This is a genomic window from Nocardia sp. NPDC050697, from assembly GCF_040654395.1.
Classification (GTDB): Bacteria; Actinomycetota; Actinomycetes; order Mycobacteriales; family Mycobacteriaceae; genus Nocardia.
This window is the reverse complement of sequence record NZ_JBFAHY010000003.1, coordinates 118,465-137,340: the sequence shown is the minus strand read 5'-3', so window position 1 is coordinate 137,340 and position 18,876 is coordinate 118,465. Positions and strand designations below refer to the sequence as shown.

Sequence of the window (18,876 nt, the reverse complement as noted above, 5' to 3'; positions counted from 1 at the left end):
GAGAAGCAATGGCAACCGCACCGGGCTGGATCCGGAAGTTCCACAGGCCGCGCAGCGCGGACGCCACCCCGCTGGTGATCTGCCCGCACGCGGGCGGCGGGGCCTCCACCTACCGCCCGTTCTCCAAGGCGCTGAGCGCGAACTTCGACGTCGGGCTGGTGCAGTACCCGGGCAGGCAGGACCGCGGCCACGAGCCGGCGGCGACCTCCATCGTGGAGCTCGCCGAGGGGGCCTTCGCCGAGTACACGGCCTCGCCGCTGAACACCGGCGCGCCGCTCACCGTCTTCGGGCACAGCATGGGCACCATGGTGGCCTTCGAGTTCACCCGGCTCGCGGAGCGGGCGGGGCTGCCGGTGCGGCTGCTCGGGGTCTCCGGCGCGGTGGCGCCCTGGCAGGTCGCCGACATGCCGCCGCACCCCACCGGGGACGAGGAGCTGCTCGACCACCTGAGCGGGCTGCAGGGCACCGGCGCCGAGGTGCTCGGCAACCGCGAGCTCATGCGGATGTCGCTGCCCGCGCTCAAGGCCGACTACGCCGCCTTCGACGCCTACACCTGCGACAAGGACGTCACCGTCGGCAGCCACATCCACGCCATGGGCGGCAGCGACGACGAGTTCGTCACCATCGGCCACCTGTACTCGTGGCAGCAGCACAGCGACCGGGAGATCGAGGTCTCGCTCTTCGACGGCGGCCACTTCTACCTGCACGACCACGTCGCCGATATCGCCGAGGCGCTCACCGCCGAGCCGGGTGACCCGCGATGACCGAGCACGATCCGGTCGTGGTGGCGGGCATGGCGGTGGCGGCGCCCGGCGGCGTCGACACCCTCGGCGGCTACTGGGCCGCGCTCGCCGAAGCCCGCGATCTCACCGGCCCGTTCCCGCGCGACCGCGGCTGGAGGCTCGGCGAGCTGCTCCGGCTCGGCGAGCGCGAGGGCTGGGGCCGGGTCGCCGACGCGGGCGGATTCCTCGCCGACGCGGGCGATTTCGACCCCGCCTTCTTCGGGCTGACCCCGCGCGAGGCGGTGGCCATGGACCCGCAGCAGCGGGTCGGGCTGCGGGTGGCCTGGCGGGCACTGGAGAACGCCGGGATCGACCCGGCGAGCCTGGCCGGCGCCGAGGTCGGCGTCTACATGGGCGCCTCGCACACCGACTACGGGCCGCACGCCGCCGAGGTCAACGAGTACACCGGCTACCGGGCCACCGGCTCCGCCTACGGCGCCATCCCGGGCCGGATCTCGCACGCGCTCGGGCTGATCGGGCCCTCCATCCACACCGACACCGCCTGCGCCTCGTCGCTCACCGCGGTGCACCTGGCCGCGAACGCCATCCGCGCGGGGGAGTGCGAGTGGGCGCTGGCCGGCGCGGTCTGCGTGCTCGGCTCGCCCGCCGGGTTCTACGAGTTCTCCAAGGCCAATGCGCTCACCCCCGACGGCCGCTGCATGCCGTACTCGGCCGAGGCCAATGGCACCCTGTGGGGCGAGGGCGCGGGGGTCGTCGTGCTCGAGCGGGAGTCCAGGGCTCGCGCCGAGGGGCACCGGATCTACGGCCGGGTGCTCGCCACCCGGGTGAACCACAATGGCGGCGGCGCGCCGATCGCGGTGCCGAGCAGCGCCGCGCAGGAGCGGCTCATCCGGACCACGCTGGCGGCGGCCGGGATCCCGGCGGAGTACGTCGCCATGATCGAGGGCCACGGCACCGGCACCGCCGTCGGCGACCCGCTGGAGCTGGCGGCGCTGACCGCGGTCTACGGCGGCGGCGCGCCCGGCGCGGACGGCCCGCTGCTCGGGTCGGTGAAGTCCAATGCCGGGCACGCGCAGGCCGCGGCGGGCATGCTCGGGCTGATCAAGGTGCTGCTCAGCGGCCTGCACGGCGCCATAGCGCCGACCCGCTACGCCGAGCGCCCGACGCCCGACGTGGACTGGGACGCCACCACCCTGCGGCTCGCCGCCGAGCTCAGCCCCTGGACCCCGATCCACGGCGTGCGCTACGCCGCCGTCTCCTCGTTCGGGGTCGCGGGCACCAACGCCCACGCGATCGTGGCCATGCCCGCGCTCCAGGAGGACCCCCATGGCTGACTACCGGCTCCCCGACGGCAGCACCCCCGTGCTGCTCTCCTCCGACGGCGCGGAGACGCTACGCGCCGAGGCCGCCGCGCTGCGCGGCTACCTGCTCGCGCACCCCGCGGTGACCCCGGACGCGGTGGCGGAGATGCTCTTCCGCACCAGGACACCCCGCCGCCACCGGGTGCTGGTCATGGTCACCGGCCGCGACGAGCTGCTCGGCGCGCTGGCCGCGGTGGCTGCGGGCAGCCCGCACCCGGCGGTGATGGCGGGCGGCAAACCCGCCATCGCGCGCCGGGTCGGGTACACCTTCCCCGGCCAGGGCAGCCAGCGCGCGGGCATGGGGCGGATGTACTACGAACTCTCGCCGGTCTTCAGGGCGGCGGTGGAGGAGGCCGAGGAGGTCTTCACCCGGCTCTTCGACGTCTCCCCGCTCACCTACCTGCTGGACGAGAGCCAGGACGGCGAGGAGCGGCTGCGGGTGGTGCAGCCCGCGCTCATGATGCAGATGCTCGGGCTGGCCGCCATGTGGCGGGCCGCCGGGGTGGAGCCGAGCGCGACGATCGGGCACAGCCAGGGCGAGATCGCGGCCGGCGTCATCTCGGACAGCTTCACGCTGGCCGACGCCGTCCGGGTGGTGACGCTGCGCGGCACCCTGGTCGACGGGCTCGGCGTGCGCTTCCGCGCGGAGGAGCGCTATTTCTCCATGGCGGTGCTCGGCGTCGACCGGGACACCTGCGAGGCGCTGCTCGCCCGCACCTCCGGCTTCGCCGAGCTCTCGGTGATCAACTCGGCGCACGTGCTCGTCATCGGCGGCGACCAGCCGGTGCTCGCGGAGATCGTCGCCGAACTCACCGCGCAGGGCACCTTCGCCAAGGAGATCCGGGTCGCCTACCCCGCGCACACCTCGCTGGTCAGCGAGTTCCGCTCCACCTTCTGCGATCCCGCGCTGGTCGCCGAGTTCGACCGGCCGAGCTTCACCGAGGGGCCGGTCGAGTGCATCGGCGCCACCCTCGGCGCCGCACTCACCGCGGACCTGCCGGTCGGCGACTACTGGTACTGGAACCTGCGCAATACCGTGCGCTTCGACCAGGCCGTGCGGCTCGCCGTCGAGCGCGGCATCGACACCTTCGTGGAGATCTCCGAGCACCCGACGCTGGCGCTCGCCCTGCTGGAGAACCTCGGCACCGCCGCCACGCAGCGCGACTTCCAGGTGCTCGGCACCTCCCGGCGCACCGCCACCGACCTGCGCGAATTCACCCGCGCGGTGGCGCAGGTCGCCGTCTCCGACACCGGGTACCGCTGGGACGCGCTGCGCGTCGACGGCCCGAACCGGTTGCCGCTGCTCGACTTCCCGCACACCGTCACCGCGGGCAAGCACCTGTGGGCGGTGCACGACTACAGCGCGCGGCCGGCCGAGCCGGAGCCCGCCGCCGCGCCGGTGCACCGGCTGGTGGAGCGCTGGAAGCCGCTCGGCAAGCGGAAGCTGGTGCCGCCGCGCACGATCGCGGTGCTCGACTACAGCGGGCAGTGTGGTGACCTGGTCACCGCACTGGAGTCGGCCGCGCCGCGGCACGGGGCGACCGTGGTGGATCGCACCGCGGAGTCCGGGTACGACACGCTGGTCGTGCTGGTCCCGCCCGCCCTGCGCGGCAGCCTGGTCGGCCCGCTCACGGAGCTGCCCGGCGCAGGGGTGCACGGTGCGGACGACGCGGCCGGTGTCGCCGCAGCCAGCGCCGCCGTGATCGGGGGCGTCGCGGCCGGGGGCGTCGCGATCGGGAGCGCCGCGGGCAGCGCCGTCGAGGCGCTCGCCGAATTCACCGCGCTCCCCGGCCTGCTCGCCGAGCACGCGGGGGCGAAGGACATCTGGCTGGTCACCGCCGGGGGCGAGGCCGTCCTGGACGGCGAGACCCCCGAACCGTTCCACGCCGCCGCGCAGGCCGCCTTCCGCTGCCTCGCCGCCGAACACATCGGCACCGCGCTGCGCCACCTCGACCTCCCCGCCGCGGGCACACCGGACGACCAGGCGAAGGCGCTGGTCGGCGCGGTGCACGCGGCCGGTGAGCCGGAGCTCGCGGTGCGCGCGGGCAAGGTGTACGCCAAGCGGCTCGTCGCCGCCGACGCCGCCGAACCGCTCGATCTCACCGCCCGCACCGAGGTCGTGATCGTCGGCGGCACCGGCAAACTCGGCCTCGACTTCGCCGAGCGGTTCGCAGGGGCGGGTGCGAAGCGGGTCACCCTGGTGAGCCGCTCGGGCGGCGCACCGCAGGCCAGGGCCAGGGTCGAGGAGCTGCGCGAACTCGGCGCCACCGAGATCGTGGTCCGCGCCTGCGACGTCACCGACGAGGGCGCGGTGCGCGAGCTGGCCGCCGAGTTCGACGGCAGGCCGGTCGATCTCGTGGTGCACGCCGCCGTCGACTACGACGCCGCCGCCACCGCCCCGACCCCGGCGGCACTGCGCGCCGCCGCGCTGCCGAAGAGCGCCGCGCTGGCGCACCTGGTGCGGCACCTGCCGCGCACCGCGGACGCGCGGTTCGTGCTCTGCTCCTCGCTCTCCGCCACCATCGGCGGCCGCGGCCACTTCGTCTACGCCGCGGTGAACCGGCTGCTCGACGCCGCCGCCGCGGGGTACCGCGCCGACGGCATCGCGGTGAGCTCGGTGCAGTGGGGGCTGTGGCGGGCGGTAGGCGCCGACCAGGACGACGCGCTCGCCGCCATCACCGGCACCGGGCTGCTGCCCATGGACCCGGCCGCCGCCACCGCGGCGGGCTTCGCCGCCGACCCGGGCAATGCCCTGGTCGCCGCCGCCGACTGGACCCGCGTCGCCGACCTCTTCGGCGTCTTCGGCATGGCCCCGCTCTTCGCCGACCTCGAACTCGACGACCCGATCCCGGCCGGACCGAATTCTGGCCCGACCGGCGCCACCGGCTCCGCGACCGGCGCCCCGAGAGCCGCGACCGGCACACCTGCCGTCGCGGGAGCCGCGCCTGCCACCCCCGGCGCACCCGGAACGGCAACCCCCGCCGACACGGCGGAGTCCGTGCGCATCGCCCTGCGCACCGTCATGGGCATGGAGGCGACCGACGACATCGACGGCACCACCCCGCTGGTCGCCCTCGGCCTCGACTCACTCCAGGCACTCGACCTGCGCAAGCGCATCGAAGCCGAGCTCCGCCGCGACCTCCCGGTGACCGCCATCCTCGGTGGCGCCTCGCTGGACGACGTGGTCGCCCTGCTCGGCTGAGCACCACCCCGGCCGGAGCGGCCGGGACATCTCCGGAAAGGGAAGCACGACGTGACAGGAAGTAGCCAGGGCGATCCGGCCATCGTGGTCGACGCGGTGCAGAAGCGCTTCGGCGACGTCCACGCGCTCCGCGGGATCAGCTTCAGCGTCCCGGCGGGCAGCGTGCTCGGGGTGCTCGGGCCGAACGGCGCGGGCAAGACCACCACCGTGTCGGTGCTCGCCACCCTGGTCGTCCCGGACTCCGGCCGCGCCACCGTCGCCGGGTACGACGTGGTGCGCGAACCCGACGCGGTGCGCGGCTCGATCATGCTCACCGGCCAGTACGCCGCGCTGGACGAGATGCTCACCGGCCGGGAGAACCTGGTGCTCTTCGGCAGGCTCATGGGGCTGCGCCGCAGAGCCGCGCGGGCCAAGGCGGACGAGCTGCTCGCCCGCTTCGACCTCGAGGAGGCGGCGGACCGGCGGGTCGGGCAGTACTCCGGCGGCATGCGCAGGCGGATCGATATCGCCTGCGGCCTGGTGCGCCCGCCCGAGGTGGTGTTCCTGGACGAGCCGACCACCGGGCTGGACCCCGTCTCCAGGCAGAGCCTCTGGACGCTGGTGCGCGAGCTCAAGGAGCAGGGCGTCACCATCCTGCTCACCACCCAGTACCTGGAGGAGGCCGATGTCCTCAGCGACAACATCATCGTGGTCGACCGCGGCACCGTGATCGCCGAGGGCACCGCCGACCAGCTCAAGGCGCGCTCCGGCGCCGGCTTCTGCGAGGTCGTGCCGGAGGACATCACCCAGCTCGCCGCGGCCACCGAGGTGCTCGCCGGGCTCGGCACGCCGACCGTCGCCGCGACCGCGGACCGGGTCTCCATCCCGGCCCCGGACGGCGCCGCCACCCTCGCCGAGGCGCTGCGCAGGCTGGAGGCGGCCGGTATCCCGCTCATCGATATCGGGCTGCGCCGCCCCTCGCTGGACGAGGTCTTCATCGAGCTGACCAGGAAGCCCGCCGAGGTGCCCGCGTGACGGCCGCGCTGGAGCGGGTACCGGCGAGCCTGCAGTGGACCGCGCTCAGCGAGCGCGGCATCAGGGCCGCGCTGCGCGAGGGTGACCTGATCCTCGCCTTCGCCTCCCCGCTCACCTTCTTCGTCTGTATCTACGTGCCGCTGCGCCGCTCCATGGAGGCGGGCGGCATCGATTACGCGCAGTACCTGGCGCCGCTCATCGTGGTGCAGGCCATGTTCTTCACCGCCATGTTCGCCGGTGACCGTGCGGCCAGGGAGGTGAAGGGCGGCATGGGCACGCGGCTCCGGGCCATGCCGGTGCGCGCCTGGGTGCCGCCCGCCGCGCGCATCTCGGCCAACCTGGTGCGCGCGCTCGCCGCGCTGGCCGGGGCGCTGGTGGTCGGCTCGCTCTTCGGGTTCCGCTTCCACGGGCTCGGCTCCACGCTCGCCTTCGTGCTGCTCACGCTGGCCTTCGGCACCGCCGTCATCCTGGCCGCCGACGCGCTCGGCACCGCGACCGCCAATCCGGAGCTGGGCGCCACGGTGCTCTTCGCGCCGCAGCTGCTGCTGCTCATGATGTCGACGGGGTTCGTCCCGGCGGCGGGGTTCCCCGGCTGGATCCAGCCCTTCGTGCGGAACCAGCCGGTCTCCCAGGTGGCCGGTGCGCTGCGCGAGCTGGCCGAGGGCAGGGCCACCGCGACCACCGCGGTGGCGACGGCCTGGGTGGCCGGGCTGGTACTGCTGGCCGCCGTCGCGGCCGTTCGAGTGGAGCGGAGGCGGGGGCGGTGACCACCCTGATCGATCAGAGCCTGGTCGAGACCGGCAGGCTGCTGCGGCGCTGGAGCAGGCAGCAGGAGGTGCTCACCACCACGCTGCTGCTGCCGATCCTGCTGCTGCTCATGTTCGAGCTGGTGCTCGGCAGGTCGCTCACCCCGCCCGGCGGCGCCGAGCCGATCTACGGCTTCGTGCCGATGATCGCGGTGGCGGGCGCCATGTACGGCGCCACCGGCACCGGGCTCTCGCTCTACGGCGAGCGGCAGAGCGGGCTGCTGCGCCGCTTCTGGGTGCTGCCGATCAGCCGCTCGGCCGGGCTGATCGGCCGGCTGCTCGCCGAGTGCGCACGGGCGCTCGCCGCCACCGTCGTTGTCGTGCTGGTCGGCGTGCTGCTCGGGCTGCGCTTCCACGAGGGTGCGCTCGGTGCGCTCGGCGCGCTGCTGGTCCCGGTGCTGGTGATCGCGGGCTTCACCCCGATGGTGATCGTGGTCGGGGTCAGCGCCATCGGCGACAAGGTGGTGCAGATCTTCGCCGCCGTGCTGCTGCTCGCCATGTTCTTCAACTCCGGGTTCGTCCCGGTCGAGAACTACCCCGGGTGGTTGCAGCCGATCGTGCGCGGCCAGCCCATCAGCTGCGCGGTCGAGGCCATGCGCGGGCTGCTGCTCGGCGGGCCGGTCGCGGCCCCGCTTGCCCAGACCGTTGCCTGGTCGGTCGGGCTCACCGCGGTCTTCGGCTTCCTCGCGGTGCGCGGCTACCGGGCGGCGGCCCGGAGCTGAGCGGACCCCAGCCGCAGGCTGCGGTACGACCGCGACCATCCGCACTACCGGTGGATCGTGCTCACCAACACCACGCTCGGGGTGCTGCTCTCCGTGCTGGTGGTGATGTTCGGCAGGCTCGGCGACCTCTTCGGCCGGGTACGCATCTACAACCTGGGCTTCTCGGTCTTCGCGGTCTCGGCCGTCGCGCTCTCCATCGATCCGTTCCACGGCGGGTCCGGCGCGCTCTGGATCATCGTCTGGCGCGTGGTGCAGGGCATCGGCGGCGCCATGCTGATGGCGAACTCGTCGGCGATCCTCACCGACGCCTTCCCGGCCAGGCAGCGCGGCACCGCGCTCGGCATCAATATGGTCGCCGCGGTGTGGTCGTACCGCTCGCTGCACGAGGTCGGGGTGCGCACCGCGGGCCGGGTCGACTGGGCGGGCACGCTCACCTTCGGGCTCGGGGTCACCGCCCTGCTCACCGGCATCACCTACGGCATCCAGCCCTACGGCGGCCACCCCACCGGCTGGCTCAGCCCGTGGGTGCTCGGCGCGGTGCTGGCCGGGGTGCTGCTGCTGGTGGCGTTCTGCGTGGTCGAGGCGACCGTGCCGGACCCCATGTTCCAGCTCACGCTCTTCCGGGACCGGGTCTTCGGGCTCGGCAACTTCGCCGACCTGATGGCCGCCATCGGCCGCGGCGGGCTGCAGTTCATGCTGATCATCTGTTTGCAGGGCATCTGGCTGCCGCTGCACGGCTACGACTACGAGTCGACCCCGCTCTGGGCCGGGATCTACCTGCTGCCGCTCACCGTCGGCTTCCTGGCCGCGGGGCCGCTCGCGGGCTGGCTCTCCGACCGCTACGGCCCGCGCACCTTCACCACCGGCGGCGCGGTGCTCACCGGGCTCACCTTCCTGGCCCTGCTGCTCATCCCTGTCGACTTCAATTACTGGGTGTTCGCGCTGGTCGTGCTGCTGAACGGCATCGGCAGCGGGCTCTTCGTCTCGCCGAACACCGCGACCATCATGTCCAGCGTGCCCGCCGCCCAGCGCGGCGCCGCCTCCGGCATGCGCGGCACGCTCTTCAACGGCGGCAACGCGCTCTCGCTCGGCATCTTCTTCTCGCTCATGGTGGTCGGGCTCGCCGCCACCCTGCCCGCCGCGCTGAATGACGGATTGCAGGCGCAGGGGGTCTCGGCGGGCGCCGCGGGCGAGGTCGCGAGCCTGCCGCCGGTGGCGAGCCTCTTCGCCGCCTTCCTCGGCTTCAACCCGATCCGCGAGCTGCTCGGCCCCACCGGGGAGCTGGACCGCCCCGGGGTGAACGCCGAGGTGCTCACCGGGCAGGAGTTCTTCCCGAACCTCATCACCGGGCCCTTCCACACCGGGCTCGTCATGGTCTTCGTCACCGCCGCCGTGATGATGTTCCTCGCCGCCGTTGCGTCCTGGTTCGGCGGTGACGACTACGTGCGCGACGAGGCCGAGGAGCTGCGCGCAGTCGCCGCCCCCTGACTCAGCCCGCGGCTCTCCGCAGCGCCGGTTCGAGGCGGTCGAGCAGGTAGGGGACCGAGAGCGCGGTCGGGTACTCCAGCCCGGCCAGCTCGACGGGGCTGAGCAGCACCGCGCTGTCCTTCAGCCCGTCGTAGCCCGGCAGTGCGGTGGCGTCCAGCCCGGTCTCGGGGGAGTGGCCGATGACCACGACGTCGGCTTTCAGCTCGGCGAGCCGGTCCGCCGGGAGCACCACCCGGCCCTGGTCGGCGGGGAGCGCCGCGAGCGCGTCCGGCAGCCGCATGCCGAGCCGGGTGAAGATCTCCAGGGCGGGCCCGGCTGGGTCGGTGGACACGATGAGCTGACCGGGCCCGGCCAGCCAGGCGACCGCGACGGTCCGGCCGCGCACCCCGGGCAACCGGTCGAGGCGGCGGTCGACCGCCGCGATCACCTCGGCGGCCTCGTCCGGCTCGCGCAGCACCGCGCCGAGCACGCCGACCTGGTCGCGCCAGCGCCCGACCGGCGCGGTGCCGAGCGCGGGGACGGTCGGCGCGATGGCGGTCATCTCCAGGTACGTGCGCGGCGCGGCCAGTGCGCCCTCCAGCAGGATCAGCTCCGGCCGCAGCTCCTTCACCTGCTGGTCCAGTGGTTCAGCCGGGTCGATGGCGGTGGTCGACGGCCCGGCGGCCGGTTGCCAGGGCGGCGTCGTTCCCGCCGCGTCGGTGAGCCGCCCCACCGGGACCACGCCCATGGCGAGCGCCGCGTCGGTCCACTGCGGGCCGAGCGCCACCACCCGCTCCGGGGTCCGCTCGACCACGGTCTCGCCCTGGGCGTGCGGCACCGTGACCGCCCGCTCCCCACTCCGCTCCGGCAGCTGGCAACCGGCCAGCAGCAGGACCGCCGCCACGAGCACCGCGATGCGCACCGCGTCTCCCTCCGTTCCGGGCGGGGTGCCCGGTGGATCCGGGTCGTGGGCGCCGCGCCCCGCGGTCTGCTTCACTCCATCGATGGCAGAGGCTCGCTACGACCGCACCGGTCGCACCTACACCGCCACCCGCCGCCCCGACCCGCGGATCGCGGCCCGGCTGCGCGCCGCGCTCGGCTCCGCGCGCACCGTGCTGAACGTCGGCGCCGGCACCGGCTCCTACGAGCCGCCCGGCACGGTACTCGCCGTCGAGCCGAGCGCGGTGATGATCGCGCAGCGCCCGCCCGGCGCGGCGCCCGCGGTCCGCGGCCTGGCGGAGGCCCTTCCGCTGCGCGACGGTGCGGTGGACGCCGCGCTCGCGGTGCTCACCGTGCACCACTGGGCCGACGTCGCCGCCGGGCTGGCCGAGCTGCGCCGGGTGGCTCGCGAGCGGGTCGTGGTGCTCACCTGGGACCACACCGTCACCGCCGATTTCTGGCTGCTCCGCGAGTACCTGCCCGCCGCCGCGGCCACCGACGCCGCGCTCGCGGTGCCGATCGCCGAGGTCGCCGCGCGGCTCGGCGCGGCCGTGCACCCGGTGCCGGTGCCGTGGGACTGCGCCGACGGCTTCGCGGGCGCCTTCTGGCGCCGCCCCGAGGCGTACCTGGACCCGCTGGTCCGGGCGGGCGCCTCCATGTTCAGCCTGACCCCGGAGCCCGAGCTCCGCACCGGCCTGGACCGGCTCGCCGCCGACCTCGCCGACGGGAGCTGGCACCGCCGCCACGCCGCCCTGCTCGGCCGCACCGAGCTCGACCTCGGCTACCGCCTGCTGGTCGCCGAACTCAGAGCAGGCTGACCCGCTGGTCCTCCGGCAGGAAGAGCCTGTCGCCGTCCTTCGGGTCGAAGGTCTGGTAGAACTCCGCGACATTGCGCACCACCTGGTTGCAGCGGAACTCGCCGGGCGCGTGCGTGTCCTGCAACCCGCGGACCATGGCCGCCTCGGTCACCTTCTCCCGCCAGTTGCGGGCCCAGGAGAAGAACATGGTGCGGTAGTCCGGCTGCACCCCGGCGCGCGCGGCGGCGATCCGGTAGGCGACGAAGGCGATCTGCAGCCCGCGCACGTCGGCCAGGTTCTCGCCGACCGTCAACCGGCCGTCCACGTGCTGGCTCGGCTCCAGCCCCTCCGGCACGAGCACATCGTACTGGGCCACCAGCTGGTCGGTCTTGGCCTCGAAGGCGGCCAGGTCCTCCGGGGTCCACCAGTCGCGGCGGTTGCCGTCGCCGTCGTACTTGGCGCCCTGGTCGTCGAAGCCGTGCCCGATCTCGTGGCCGATGGTGGAGCCGACCGCGCCGTAGTTCACCGCGTCCAGCGCGTCCTTGTCGAAGAACGGCGGCTGCAGGTAGGCGGCGGGGAAGACGATCTGGTTGGTGGTCGCCGAGTAGTAGGCGTTCACCGTCTGCGGCGACATGGCCCACTCGCTCTTGTCCACCGGCGTGCCGAGCCGGGCGAAGGCCCGCTTGACCTCGAAGGCGTTCACCGCCAGCAGCGACTCGATGAGCTTGCCGCGAGTGATCTGCAGCGTGGAGTAGTCCACCCACTTGTCCGGGTAGCCGATCTTGGTGTCGATCTTGGCCAGCTTGGCCAGCGCCTCCTTCCTGGTCGGCTCGGACATCCAGGACGAGTTGGTGAAGGTGTCCCGGTAGGCCGCCATCAGGTCGTCGACCATGACCAGCGCGCGCTCCTTGGCCTCGGCCGGGAAGTGCTTCTCCACGTACAGCTTGCCGAGCTGCTCGCCCAGGTTGGAGTCGACCACCCCGACCGCCGACTTCCACATCTCCGGCTTCTGCTCCAGCCCGCTGAGCTGCTTGCCGAAGAAGTCGAAGCGGGCGTCCGCGATGGCGGCGGGCAGGAACCGGGCGTACGCCTGGATGACGCTCATCTTCAGGTACTCGCGCCAGACCGCGATATCCACCTCGGCCCACAGCGCACCCGCCGCGGTCACGAAGGAGGGCTGGCCGACCACGAACTTTTCGAAGAGCGACTTCGGCCGGTCGGTGTTCCCGGCCAGCCACGGCTCCCAGTCGAACTGCGGCGCGAGCGCGGTCAGCTCGCTCCAGGACATGAGGTTGTAGGTGGCGTCGGTATCGCGCAGCCGGACATTGTCCCAGTGCGCGGCGGCGATCCGCTTCTCCAGGTCGAGCTGGCGCTCGGCCAGCCCGGCCGGGTCCGGCAGCCCGGCGCCCGCGGCGGCCTTCTGCAGGTAGGTCTGGTAGCCGGCCAGGTCCTCGGCGAACTCCGGCTTGCGGTAGTACTGCTCGTCCAGCCCGAGCCCGGACTGCCCGATGCTCGGGATGTACTGGGTGGAGTTCTTCCGGTCGATGCCGATGCCCATGCCGATAAGCCCGCCGATCGGCAGCGCGGCCATGACCTTCGCCAGCTCCGGCTTGCCCGGCGCCCTGTCGATCTGCTCGAACAATCCCGCCAGCGGGGTCATCCCGAGCCGCTCCAGCTCGGCCAGGTCGAGCCTCGCGTCGTAGAGGTCGCGGATCTGCTGCGCCTCGGAGCCGGGCGCCGGGTCGGAGATGCCCTCGATGAGCTCGCGCAGCTGCAGCTCGGTGCGCTCGGTGGCCTCGGTGATCGCGCCGACCTGCGCCTTGTCCGGCGGCAGCTGGAACTCGCGCAGCCAGCGGCCGTTGACGTGCCGGTAGAGGTCGTCCTGCGGGCGGACGGCGTCGTCCGCGCCGCCCATGTCCACCCCGGCCAGCCGCACCGGCGCCGGCTCGGCCGAGCAGGACGCCAGGTAGACGGCCGCGGGCACAACACCGAGCGCGACCAGGAACGCGCGCCGGTCCAACCGGCCGGATGCAGTCACCAGGATTCCCCTATCCGATGCGGCCACCGGCCGCACCCGTCATCGGCGCCCGACCGGCGCACCCTTCCCGCGCGAGGCTACCCCCGCGACCCCGATTTCGACCGGTCCAGGTGTTTCCCATACACTAGACCGGTTGCCCGCGGAGGCCGTGCCCCCGCAATTCGGCAGTGAACCCCCAGCGGCGGCTCCGGATCCTCGGAGAAACCACTGGCAGGCGCGCGCCGGAGGGCAGCCGACCATGCCCGTCGGGTCGGAAATCCGGCGTGCTTCATGTCCAGGTCAACGAAAGGTTGCTGAAGTGATTCAGCAGGAGTCGCGGCTGCGCGTCGCCGACAACACGGGTGCGAAGGAAATCCTCTGCATCCGCGTGCTCGGTGGCTCGTCGCGCCGCTATGCCGGTATCGGCGACATCATCGTCGCCACCGTCAAGGACGCCATCCCCGGCGGCAACATCAAGCGGGGTGAGGTGGTCAAGGCCGTCGTCGTGCGCACCACCAAGGAGCGCCGCCGGCCGGACGGTTCCTACATCAAATTCGATGAGAACGCGGCCGTCATCATCAAGGCGGACAACGATCCGCGCGGCACCCGCATCTTCGGCCCCGTCGGCCGCGAGCTGCGCGAGAAGAAGTTCATGAAGATCGTCTCGCTGGCCCCGGAGGTGCTCTGACCATGAAGGTGCACAAGGGCGACACCGTGCTCGTGATCTCCGGTAAGGACAAGGGCGCGAAGGGCAAGGTCATCCAGGCCTTCCCGCAGCAGAACCGGGTCCTCGTCGAGGGCGTCAACCGGATCAAGAAGCACGTCGCGAACTCCGCCAACCAGCGCGGCGCCTCCTCCGGCGGCATCGTCACGCAGGAAGCCACCATCCACGTCTCGAACGTGATGGTCGTTGACTCCGACGGCAAGCCGACCCGCATCGGCTACCGCACCGATGACGAGACCGGCAAGCGCGTCCGCATCTCCCGTCGCAACGGGAAGGACATCTGAGCATGACCACCACCGAGAAGACCCAGCCGCGCCTGAAGCTCCGCTACCGCGAGGAGATCAAGGACGCGCTGAACTCCGAGTTCAGCTACGCCAACGTCATGCAGATCCCCGGCGTGGTGAAGGTCGTCGTCAACATGGGTGTCGGCGACGCCGCCCGCGACGCCAAGCTGATCAACGGCGCCGTCGACGACCTGGCCCTGATCACCGGCCAGAAGCCGATCATCCGCAAGGCCACCAAGTCGATCGCGCAGTTCAAGCTGCGCGAGGGCATGCCCATCGGCGCCAAGGTGACGCTGCGCGGCGACCGCATGTGGGAGTTCCTGGACCGCCTGGTCTCCATCGCGCTGCCCCGTATCCGCGACTTCCGCGGCCTGTCGCCGAAGCAGTTCGACGGCAACGGCAACTACACCTTCGGCCTCAGCGAGCAGTCCATGTTCCACGAGATCGACGTGGACCGCATCGACCGCCCGCGCGGTATGGACATCACCGTCGTGACCACGGCGACCAACAACGAAGAAGGCCGTGCCCTGCTCAAGCACCTCGGCTTCCCGTTCAAGGAGAACTGAGCACATGGCGAAGAAAGCTCTGGTCAACAAGGCCAACGCGAAGCCGAAGTTCGCGGTGCGCGCCTACACCCGCTGCCAGCGGTGCGGCCGCCCGCACGCGGTCTACCGCAAGTTCGGGCTGTGCCGCGTGTGCCTGCGCGACATGGCGCACAAGGGTGAGCTGCCCGGCGTGCACAAGAGCTCCTGGTAAGCAGTAGCTGCACAGCGATAATGGTGCGGTGGTCCGTCGAATCGACGGACCACCGCATTTCGCGTCATCGGGTACGGGGGGAATCGCGATGGGTTCCGAATTCAGTGTCGATCTCGATCAGCTCGATCAGGTCGTGTCGCGCCTCAACGGTTTGTCCGGATTCCTCCGCGACCACCTGAACGAGCTGGACAAGCAGGTGCAGGCGCTGCAGGCCGGTGGTGCCTGGGAGTCGGCCGCGGCTTCCGCGTACGCCGACGCGCATCGGGCATGGCGCACGGCCGCGGGCGAGTTCCTCGACGGCGTCGCCGTGATGCGCACCGCGGCCGAGCAGGCGCACGGTCGCTACTCCCGTGCGGTCGACGTCAATCTGCGCATGCTGCGCTCGGGTCAGCCGTGAAGGTCGACTGGCAGACCTACTACGACGCCGCCGCGAAATGCCGTGGCCTCGCCGATGAGCTGCGAAGTGCCGACAAGCCGCTGCACCAGGTGATGAAGGGGGAATGCGCCGGCATGGCGGGCGATGCGCCCGGCTGCAGGGAGTGGGGCGGCGCCTACGACAGAGCCGCGCGCCAGACGCTGCAGGCCAATGCCAGCCTCGCGAACGCGCTCACCAACTACGGCGCCGTGCTCTACGCCATGGGCCACCACTACGGCATCGCGAACAAGAGCAATCCACCGCAGCCGGACGTGAGTCAGGTCGGTGACTACACCGTTTCGCTCCCCACCTCGGTGGCGGACAACGGCCTCGGCTTCACGGAACACTCGCCCGGCACGACACCGTCACCAACGCCCCGCGGCGGATCGCGGAGATCTCCGCGCTCTTCGACACGATGGACGAGGGCACCAACCGGCAACTCATCCAGGACCACTTCGCCACCCTGAAATTCGGCGCCGAGTCGGTCGGCGCCGCGGGCACGACGATCGCGGCCCCGATCAGCGACTACCAGGCCGCCACGATCGATCTCGGCGCCAAGACCACGTCGGAGATCAACAAACTCGAACTGTCGATCGCGGTCACCGCGCTGGTCGGCGGCGCACTGGCGCTCTTCAGCCTCGGCACCTCGGCCGCGGGGGCTGCGGCGGCCATCAGTGCCGACGTCGCGCTCACCGTCAACGCCATCCAGGCGTCCTACCGCACGACCCAGATGGTCCGGGTCATCGGGCTCGCCTCGCTCGCCGCGGGCGCGGTCGGCGCCGTCGATGCGTTCCACGCCGTACCCGAGGTCGACCTGGACCGGGCGATCACGGGGCTCGCCGCCCTCATCGCGATCAAGGTCTTCGCAGACGACGACGGTGCGTTGACAGTCGCGACCAAGTACGAGGACCTGAATCCGGCCCCCGAGGTCCCGCTCGGCGGGCTCACCGACGCCTCCGAGACCTATGTCCGCGGCAAGCACGTCGAGGGCGGTGCCAACGTCACCCCGAAGAAGAGCGTCTTCGACGGCAGCGAAGACCTCGACGAGCTGGTCGAACGGGCTCAGGACACCGAAGCGCGCGGGCCGAACGACTATGGCAACTATGAGCGTGATGTCGACGCGGGTCGCGAGATCGGCACCACCTCGCAGGAGGCCGGGGCGCGGCCGACCACGCGCTACAAGGTCATCACGGACAGGTGGGGCACCGTCGTCAACATGTATCCGATCTAGGAGCGGGATTGAGCATCGACATTTTCGTCCAGGACATGGTGCACGGCACTGTGCACCGGGTCGACGGCCCGGCCGGCGACACACTCTCCGAGTCGGTGCTGCAAGCGCCCGTCGGCTCGATGTTGCGCGGGATCCACCAGTACGCCGACACGATGTTCAACTCGTATCAGCTCCGCTTCTTCCTCGACGAACTCGCCGCCACGGCCCCTGCGGACGACGCGCAGCGCGAGATGATCACGACCTTGCGCGACGTGGCCGAGCAGGCGATCCGCATCAACGGTTACCTCTGGTTCAGCGGCGACTGAGGGCGCCCCGGCGGCGACCCCCCGACGCACGCCGCGGGCAGCGAGGCCAGCCTCTCAACCGCGGCTGCGTCGCGCTCCCCACGGCCAGGATCTACTGCGGCAGCGCCGCGCACTACTTGATCCGCAAGGCCGCCCGGCTCATGCGCCGCGACGCCGTCTGCCGGCGCTACCACCTGGCCACCGAGGGTGACCCGGCGCACGTGATCACGCTTCCGCACGTGCGCGAGGCCATGATCGACGAGCTCTGCCCGGCGTTCACCGAGCAGCGCGGGAGGTGACTCCGCTCCGCGGGGTCAGAACCGGAGTTCGGTCCAGGGGATGCGGATGGGGAAGGGAAATCCGGTGCTCACCGCGTCGGAATCATCGGGCGACCAGGTGCCCGCCAGGGCGTAGTTGATCGGATGCAGCGGCCGGATCCCCGGCGGGTAGTGCGGGACCGTGGGGAGATCGGGCCGTTCGAGGGGTCCCGGCACCATGAACAGATCTAGGACCGGGCGGACCCGATTTTGTCCAGGCAAAACGCGCCTTTACACTAGAGCGGTTGCCTGGGCACAGCCATGTCTGCTGAACATGCCCGGCGGCGAGAACTCACCCGGCCGGCAAGTGCCGACCGGACCAGCCGAATTGTCGTAGGCCCACGGTCCGCGTGAGCGGGCGTTGCATGGGAACCGCGGCGAGAAAGGTGTCGAGGTCTAACCATGACCATGACCGATCCGATCGCAGACTTTCTGACCCGTCTGCGCAACGCCAACTCGGCGTACCACGATCAGGTGAAGGCTCCGCACTCGAAGCTCAAGGCGAACATCGCCGAGATCCTCAAGCGCGAGGGCTACATCTCCGACTTCCGCACCGAGGACGCGGCGGTGGGCAAGACGCTGATCGTCGACCTCAAGTACGGGCCCTCCCGCGAGCGCAGCCTCGCCGGGGTGCGCCGGGTGTCCAAGCCCGGTCTGCGCGTGTACGCGAAATCCACCAACCTGCCCAAGGTGCTCGGCGGCCTCGGCGTGGCGATCATCTCCACGTCCTCCGGCCTGCTGACGGACCGGCAAGCGGCACAGCAGCGCGTGGGCGGCGAAGTCCTCGCCTACGTCTGGTAAGGGAGGCAGAGACATGTCGCGTATCGGCAAGAAGCCCATCGCAATCCCCGCCGGGGTCGATATCACCGTCGACGGCCAGGTCGTCTCGGTGAAGGGGCCCAAGGGCACCCTGTCGCACACCGTCGCCGAGCCCATCTCCGTGGCCCGGGGCGAGGACGGCCAGCTCGAGGTCGCCCGCCCGGACGACGAGCGGCGCAACCGCTCGCTGCACGGCCTCACCCGCACGCTGATCTCGAACATGATCGTCGGCGTGACCCAGGGGTACGAGAAGAAGATGGAGATCTTCGGCGTCGGTTACCGCGTGGCGGCGAAGGGCTCGAACCTCGAGTTCGCCCTCGGCTACAGCCACCCGGTGCCGGTGGAGGCCCCGGAGGGCATCACCTTCGCGGTGGAGACGCCCACCAAGTTCTCGGTGTCCGGAATCGACAAGCAGAAGGTCGGCCAGATTTCGGCGGTCATCCACGGTCTGCGCAAGCCCGACCCGTACAAGGGCAAGGGCATCCGCTACGCCGGCGAGGTCGTGCGCCGCAAGGTCGGAAAGACGGGTAAGTGATCATGGCTAAGACAACGGCAAGCCAGGAGCGGAAGCAGGCCAAGCGGATTCCGCTGGGCAAGGACGTCTCGACCCGGCGTCGGCTCTCGAAGACCCGCCGCCACTTCCGGCTGCGCAAGAAGCTCGCGGGCACCACCGAGCGCCCGCGCCTGATCGTGCACCGCTCCGCGCGGCACCTGCACGTGCAGCTGGTGGACGACTCGATCGGCAAGACCATCGCCTCGGCCTCGACCATCGAGGCGGACGTGCGCGGCCTGGACGGCGACAAGACCGCCAAGGGCGTGAAGGTCGGCCAGCTGATCGCGGAGCGCGCGAAGGCCGCGGGCGTCGACGCCGTGGTCTTCGACCGTGGTGGCCACGACTACCACGGCCGGATCGCCGCGCTGGCGGACGCCGCTCGTGAAGGCGGGTTGAAATTCTGATGATGATGATCGCGAACGGAA

Annotated in this window: 23 protein-coding genes; 20 read left to right on the top strand and 3 right to left on the bottom strand. The window is 71.7% G+C overall.

Going from position 1 to position 18,876, the window contains the following annotated elements; translation table 11 throughout:
• Window positions 1-8: 8 nt before the first annotated feature.
• The 7 genes from AB0H71_RS12510 to AB0H71_RS12480 are packed head-to-tail and all read left to right on the top strand — an operon-like array spanning window position 9 to window position 9,336.
• Window positions 9-764 carry an alpha/beta fold hydrolase gene (locus AB0H71_RS12510; protein ID WP_357018823.1) on the top strand — a complete coding sequence of 252 codons (756 nt, stop codon included), beginning with the start codon at window positions 9-11 and terminating at the stop codon, window positions 762-764.
• Window positions 761-2,077, top strand: a complete 1,317-nt coding sequence (locus AB0H71_RS12505) for a polyketide synthase (RefSeq protein ID WP_357018821.1) — start codon at window positions 761-763, stop codon at window positions 2,075-2,077. The genes AB0H71_RS12510 and AB0H71_RS12505 overlap by 4 nt, the downstream gene beginning before the upstream one ends.
• A complete protein-coding gene (locus AB0H71_RS12500) occupies window positions 2,070-5,306 on the top strand; it encodes an SDR family NAD(P)-dependent oxidoreductase (RefSeq protein WP_357018818.1) in 3,237 nt (1,078 codons plus the stop codon). Before AB0H71_RS12505 ends, AB0H71_RS12500 begins: the two co-directional genes overlap by 8 nt.
• Before the next feature lie 51 nt (window positions 5,307-5,357).
• Window positions 5,358-6,320, top strand: a complete 963-nt coding sequence (locus tag AB0H71_RS12495) for an ATP-binding cassette domain-containing protein (protein ID WP_357018815.1) — start codon at window positions 5,358-5,360, stop codon at window positions 6,318-6,320.
• Complete coding sequence (locus tag AB0H71_RS12490) at window positions 6,317-7,087, top strand: ABC transporter permease (protein WP_357018812.1); 771 nt, start codon at window positions 6,317-6,319, stop codon at window positions 7,085-7,087. Before AB0H71_RS12495 ends, AB0H71_RS12490 begins: the two co-directional genes overlap by 4 nt.
• The gene (locus AB0H71_RS12485) at window positions 7,084-7,848 is read left to right on the top strand and encodes an ABC transporter permease (RefSeq protein WP_357018809.1); all 765 of its coding nucleotides are present in this window, start codon (window positions 7,084-7,086) and stop codon (window positions 7,846-7,848) included. The genes AB0H71_RS12490 and AB0H71_RS12485 overlap by 4 nt, the downstream gene beginning before the upstream one ends.
• An 18-nt stretch (window positions 7,849-7,866) precedes the next feature.
• Window positions 7,867-9,336 carry an MFS transporter gene (locus tag AB0H71_RS12480; RefSeq protein WP_357020343.1) on the top strand — a complete coding sequence of 490 codons (1,470 nt, stop codon included), beginning with the start codon at window positions 7,867-7,869 and terminating at the stop codon, window positions 9,334-9,336.
• Between the two features lies 1 nt (window position 9,337).
• Here AB0H71_RS12480 and AB0H71_RS12475 read toward each other — a convergent pair whose 3' ends face one another.
• Window positions 9,338-10,312, bottom strand: a complete 975-nt coding sequence (locus tag AB0H71_RS12475) for an ABC transporter substrate-binding protein (RefSeq protein ID WP_357018807.1) — start codon at window positions 10,310-10,312, stop codon at window positions 9,338-9,340.
• Between the two features lie 7 nt (window positions 10,313-10,319).
• On the opposite strand from AB0H71_RS12475, the gene AB0H71_RS12470 reads away from it, so the two are divergent.
• A complete protein-coding gene (locus AB0H71_RS12470) occupies window positions 10,320-11,072 on the top strand; it encodes a methyltransferase domain-containing protein (protein ID WP_357018803.1) in 753 nt (250 codons plus the stop codon).
• Here the strand turns inward: AB0H71_RS12470 and AB0H71_RS12465 are convergent.
• Window positions 11,059-13,089 carry a M13 family metallopeptidase gene (locus tag AB0H71_RS12465; protein ID WP_357018800.1) on the bottom strand — a complete coding sequence of 677 codons (2,031 nt, stop codon included), beginning with the start codon at window positions 13,087-13,089 and terminating at the stop codon, window positions 11,059-11,061. The genes AB0H71_RS12470 and AB0H71_RS12465 overlap by 14 nt on opposite strands.
• Window positions 13,090-13,387: 298 nt before the next feature.
• Here AB0H71_RS12465 and rplN point away from each other — a divergent pair, with 298 nt between their 5' ends.
• The 9 genes from rplN to AB0H71_RS12420 all read left to right on the top strand — a co-directional run bounded on the left by rplN (window position 13,388) and on the right by AB0H71_RS12420 (window position 17,061).
• Window positions 13,388-13,756 carry a 50S ribosomal protein L14 gene (rplN, locus tag AB0H71_RS12460; RefSeq protein ID WP_357018798.1) on the top strand — a complete coding sequence of 123 codons (369 nt, stop codon included), beginning with the start codon at window positions 13,388-13,390 and terminating at the stop codon, window positions 13,754-13,756.
• A 2-nt stretch (window positions 13,757-13,758) separates the two neighbouring features.
• Window positions 13,759-14,076, top strand: a complete 318-nt coding sequence (gene rplX, locus AB0H71_RS12455) for a 50S ribosomal protein L24 (protein ID WP_357018795.1) — start codon at window positions 13,759-13,761, stop codon at window positions 14,074-14,076.
• Window positions 14,077-14,078: 2 nt separating this feature from the next.
• Window positions 14,079-14,642: a 50S ribosomal protein L5 gene (rplE, locus tag AB0H71_RS12450; RefSeq protein ID WP_357018792.1), complete on the top strand. Its 564-nt coding sequence runs from the start codon at window positions 14,079-14,081 to the stop codon at window positions 14,640-14,642.
• Window positions 14,643-14,646: 4 nt separating this feature from the next.
• Window positions 14,647-14,832, top strand: a complete 186-nt coding sequence (locus tag AB0H71_RS12445) for a type Z 30S ribosomal protein S14 (RefSeq protein ID WP_067646866.1) — start codon at window positions 14,647-14,649, stop codon at window positions 14,830-14,832.
• A gap of 88 nt (window positions 14,833-14,920) precedes the next feature.
• Window positions 14,921-15,229, top strand: a complete 309-nt coding sequence (locus AB0H71_RS12440) for a WXG100 family type VII secretion target (RefSeq protein WP_357018788.1) — start codon at window positions 14,921-14,923, stop codon at window positions 15,227-15,229.
• Complete coding sequence (locus AB0H71_RS12435) at window positions 15,226-15,714, top strand: hypothetical protein (protein WP_357018785.1); 489 nt, start codon at window positions 15,226-15,228, stop codon at window positions 15,712-15,714. Before AB0H71_RS12440 ends, AB0H71_RS12435 begins: the two co-directional genes overlap by 4 nt.
• Window positions 15,663-16,478 carry a hypothetical protein gene (locus AB0H71_RS12430; RefSeq protein WP_357018782.1) on the top strand — a complete coding sequence of 272 codons (816 nt, stop codon included), beginning with the start codon at window positions 15,663-15,665 and terminating at the stop codon, window positions 16,476-16,478. The genes AB0H71_RS12435 and AB0H71_RS12430 overlap by 52 nt, the downstream gene beginning before the upstream one ends.
• Window positions 16,479-16,486: 8 nt before the next feature.
• On the top strand, window positions 16,487-16,783 hold the full coding sequence (locus AB0H71_RS12425) for a hypothetical protein (RefSeq protein WP_357018780.1): 297 nt from the start codon (window positions 16,487-16,489) through the stop codon (window positions 16,781-16,783).
• A gap of 116 nt (window positions 16,784-16,899) precedes the next feature.
• Window positions 16,900-17,061 (top strand): hypothetical protein, encoded by a 162-nt coding sequence (locus AB0H71_RS12420; protein ID WP_357018777.1) that lies wholly within the window; start codon window positions 16,900-16,902, stop codon window positions 17,059-17,061.
• 15 nt (window positions 17,062-17,076) lie between these two features.
• On the opposite strand, the gene AB0H71_RS12415 is transcribed toward AB0H71_RS12420, so the two are convergent.
• Window positions 17,077-17,259 (bottom strand): hypothetical protein, encoded by a 183-nt coding sequence (locus tag AB0H71_RS12415; RefSeq protein WP_357018775.1) that lies wholly within the window; start codon window positions 17,257-17,259, stop codon window positions 17,077-17,079.
• Between the two features lie 222 nt (window positions 17,260-17,481).
• On the opposite strand from AB0H71_RS12415, the gene rpsH reads away from it, so the two are divergent.
• From rpsH to rplR, 3 genes are read left to right on the top strand one after another with little or no spacing between them, the layout of a single operon-like run.
• Window positions 17,482-17,880 (top strand): 30S ribosomal protein S8, encoded by a 399-nt coding sequence (gene rpsH, locus AB0H71_RS12410; RefSeq protein WP_357018772.1) that lies wholly within the window; start codon window positions 17,482-17,484, stop codon window positions 17,878-17,880.
• A 13-nt stretch (window positions 17,881-17,893) separates the two neighbouring features.
• On the top strand, window positions 17,894-18,433 hold the full coding sequence (gene rplF / locus AB0H71_RS12405; protein ID WP_357018770.1) for a 50S ribosomal protein L6: 540 nt from the start codon (window positions 17,894-17,896) through the stop codon (window positions 18,431-18,433).
• 2 nt (window positions 18,434-18,435) lie between these two features.
• Window positions 18,436-18,855: a 50S ribosomal protein L18 gene (gene rplR / locus AB0H71_RS12400; RefSeq protein ID WP_357018768.1), complete on the top strand. Its 420-nt coding sequence runs from the start codon at window positions 18,436-18,438 to the stop codon at window positions 18,853-18,855.
• Window positions 18,856-18,876 lie beyond the last annotated feature (21 nt).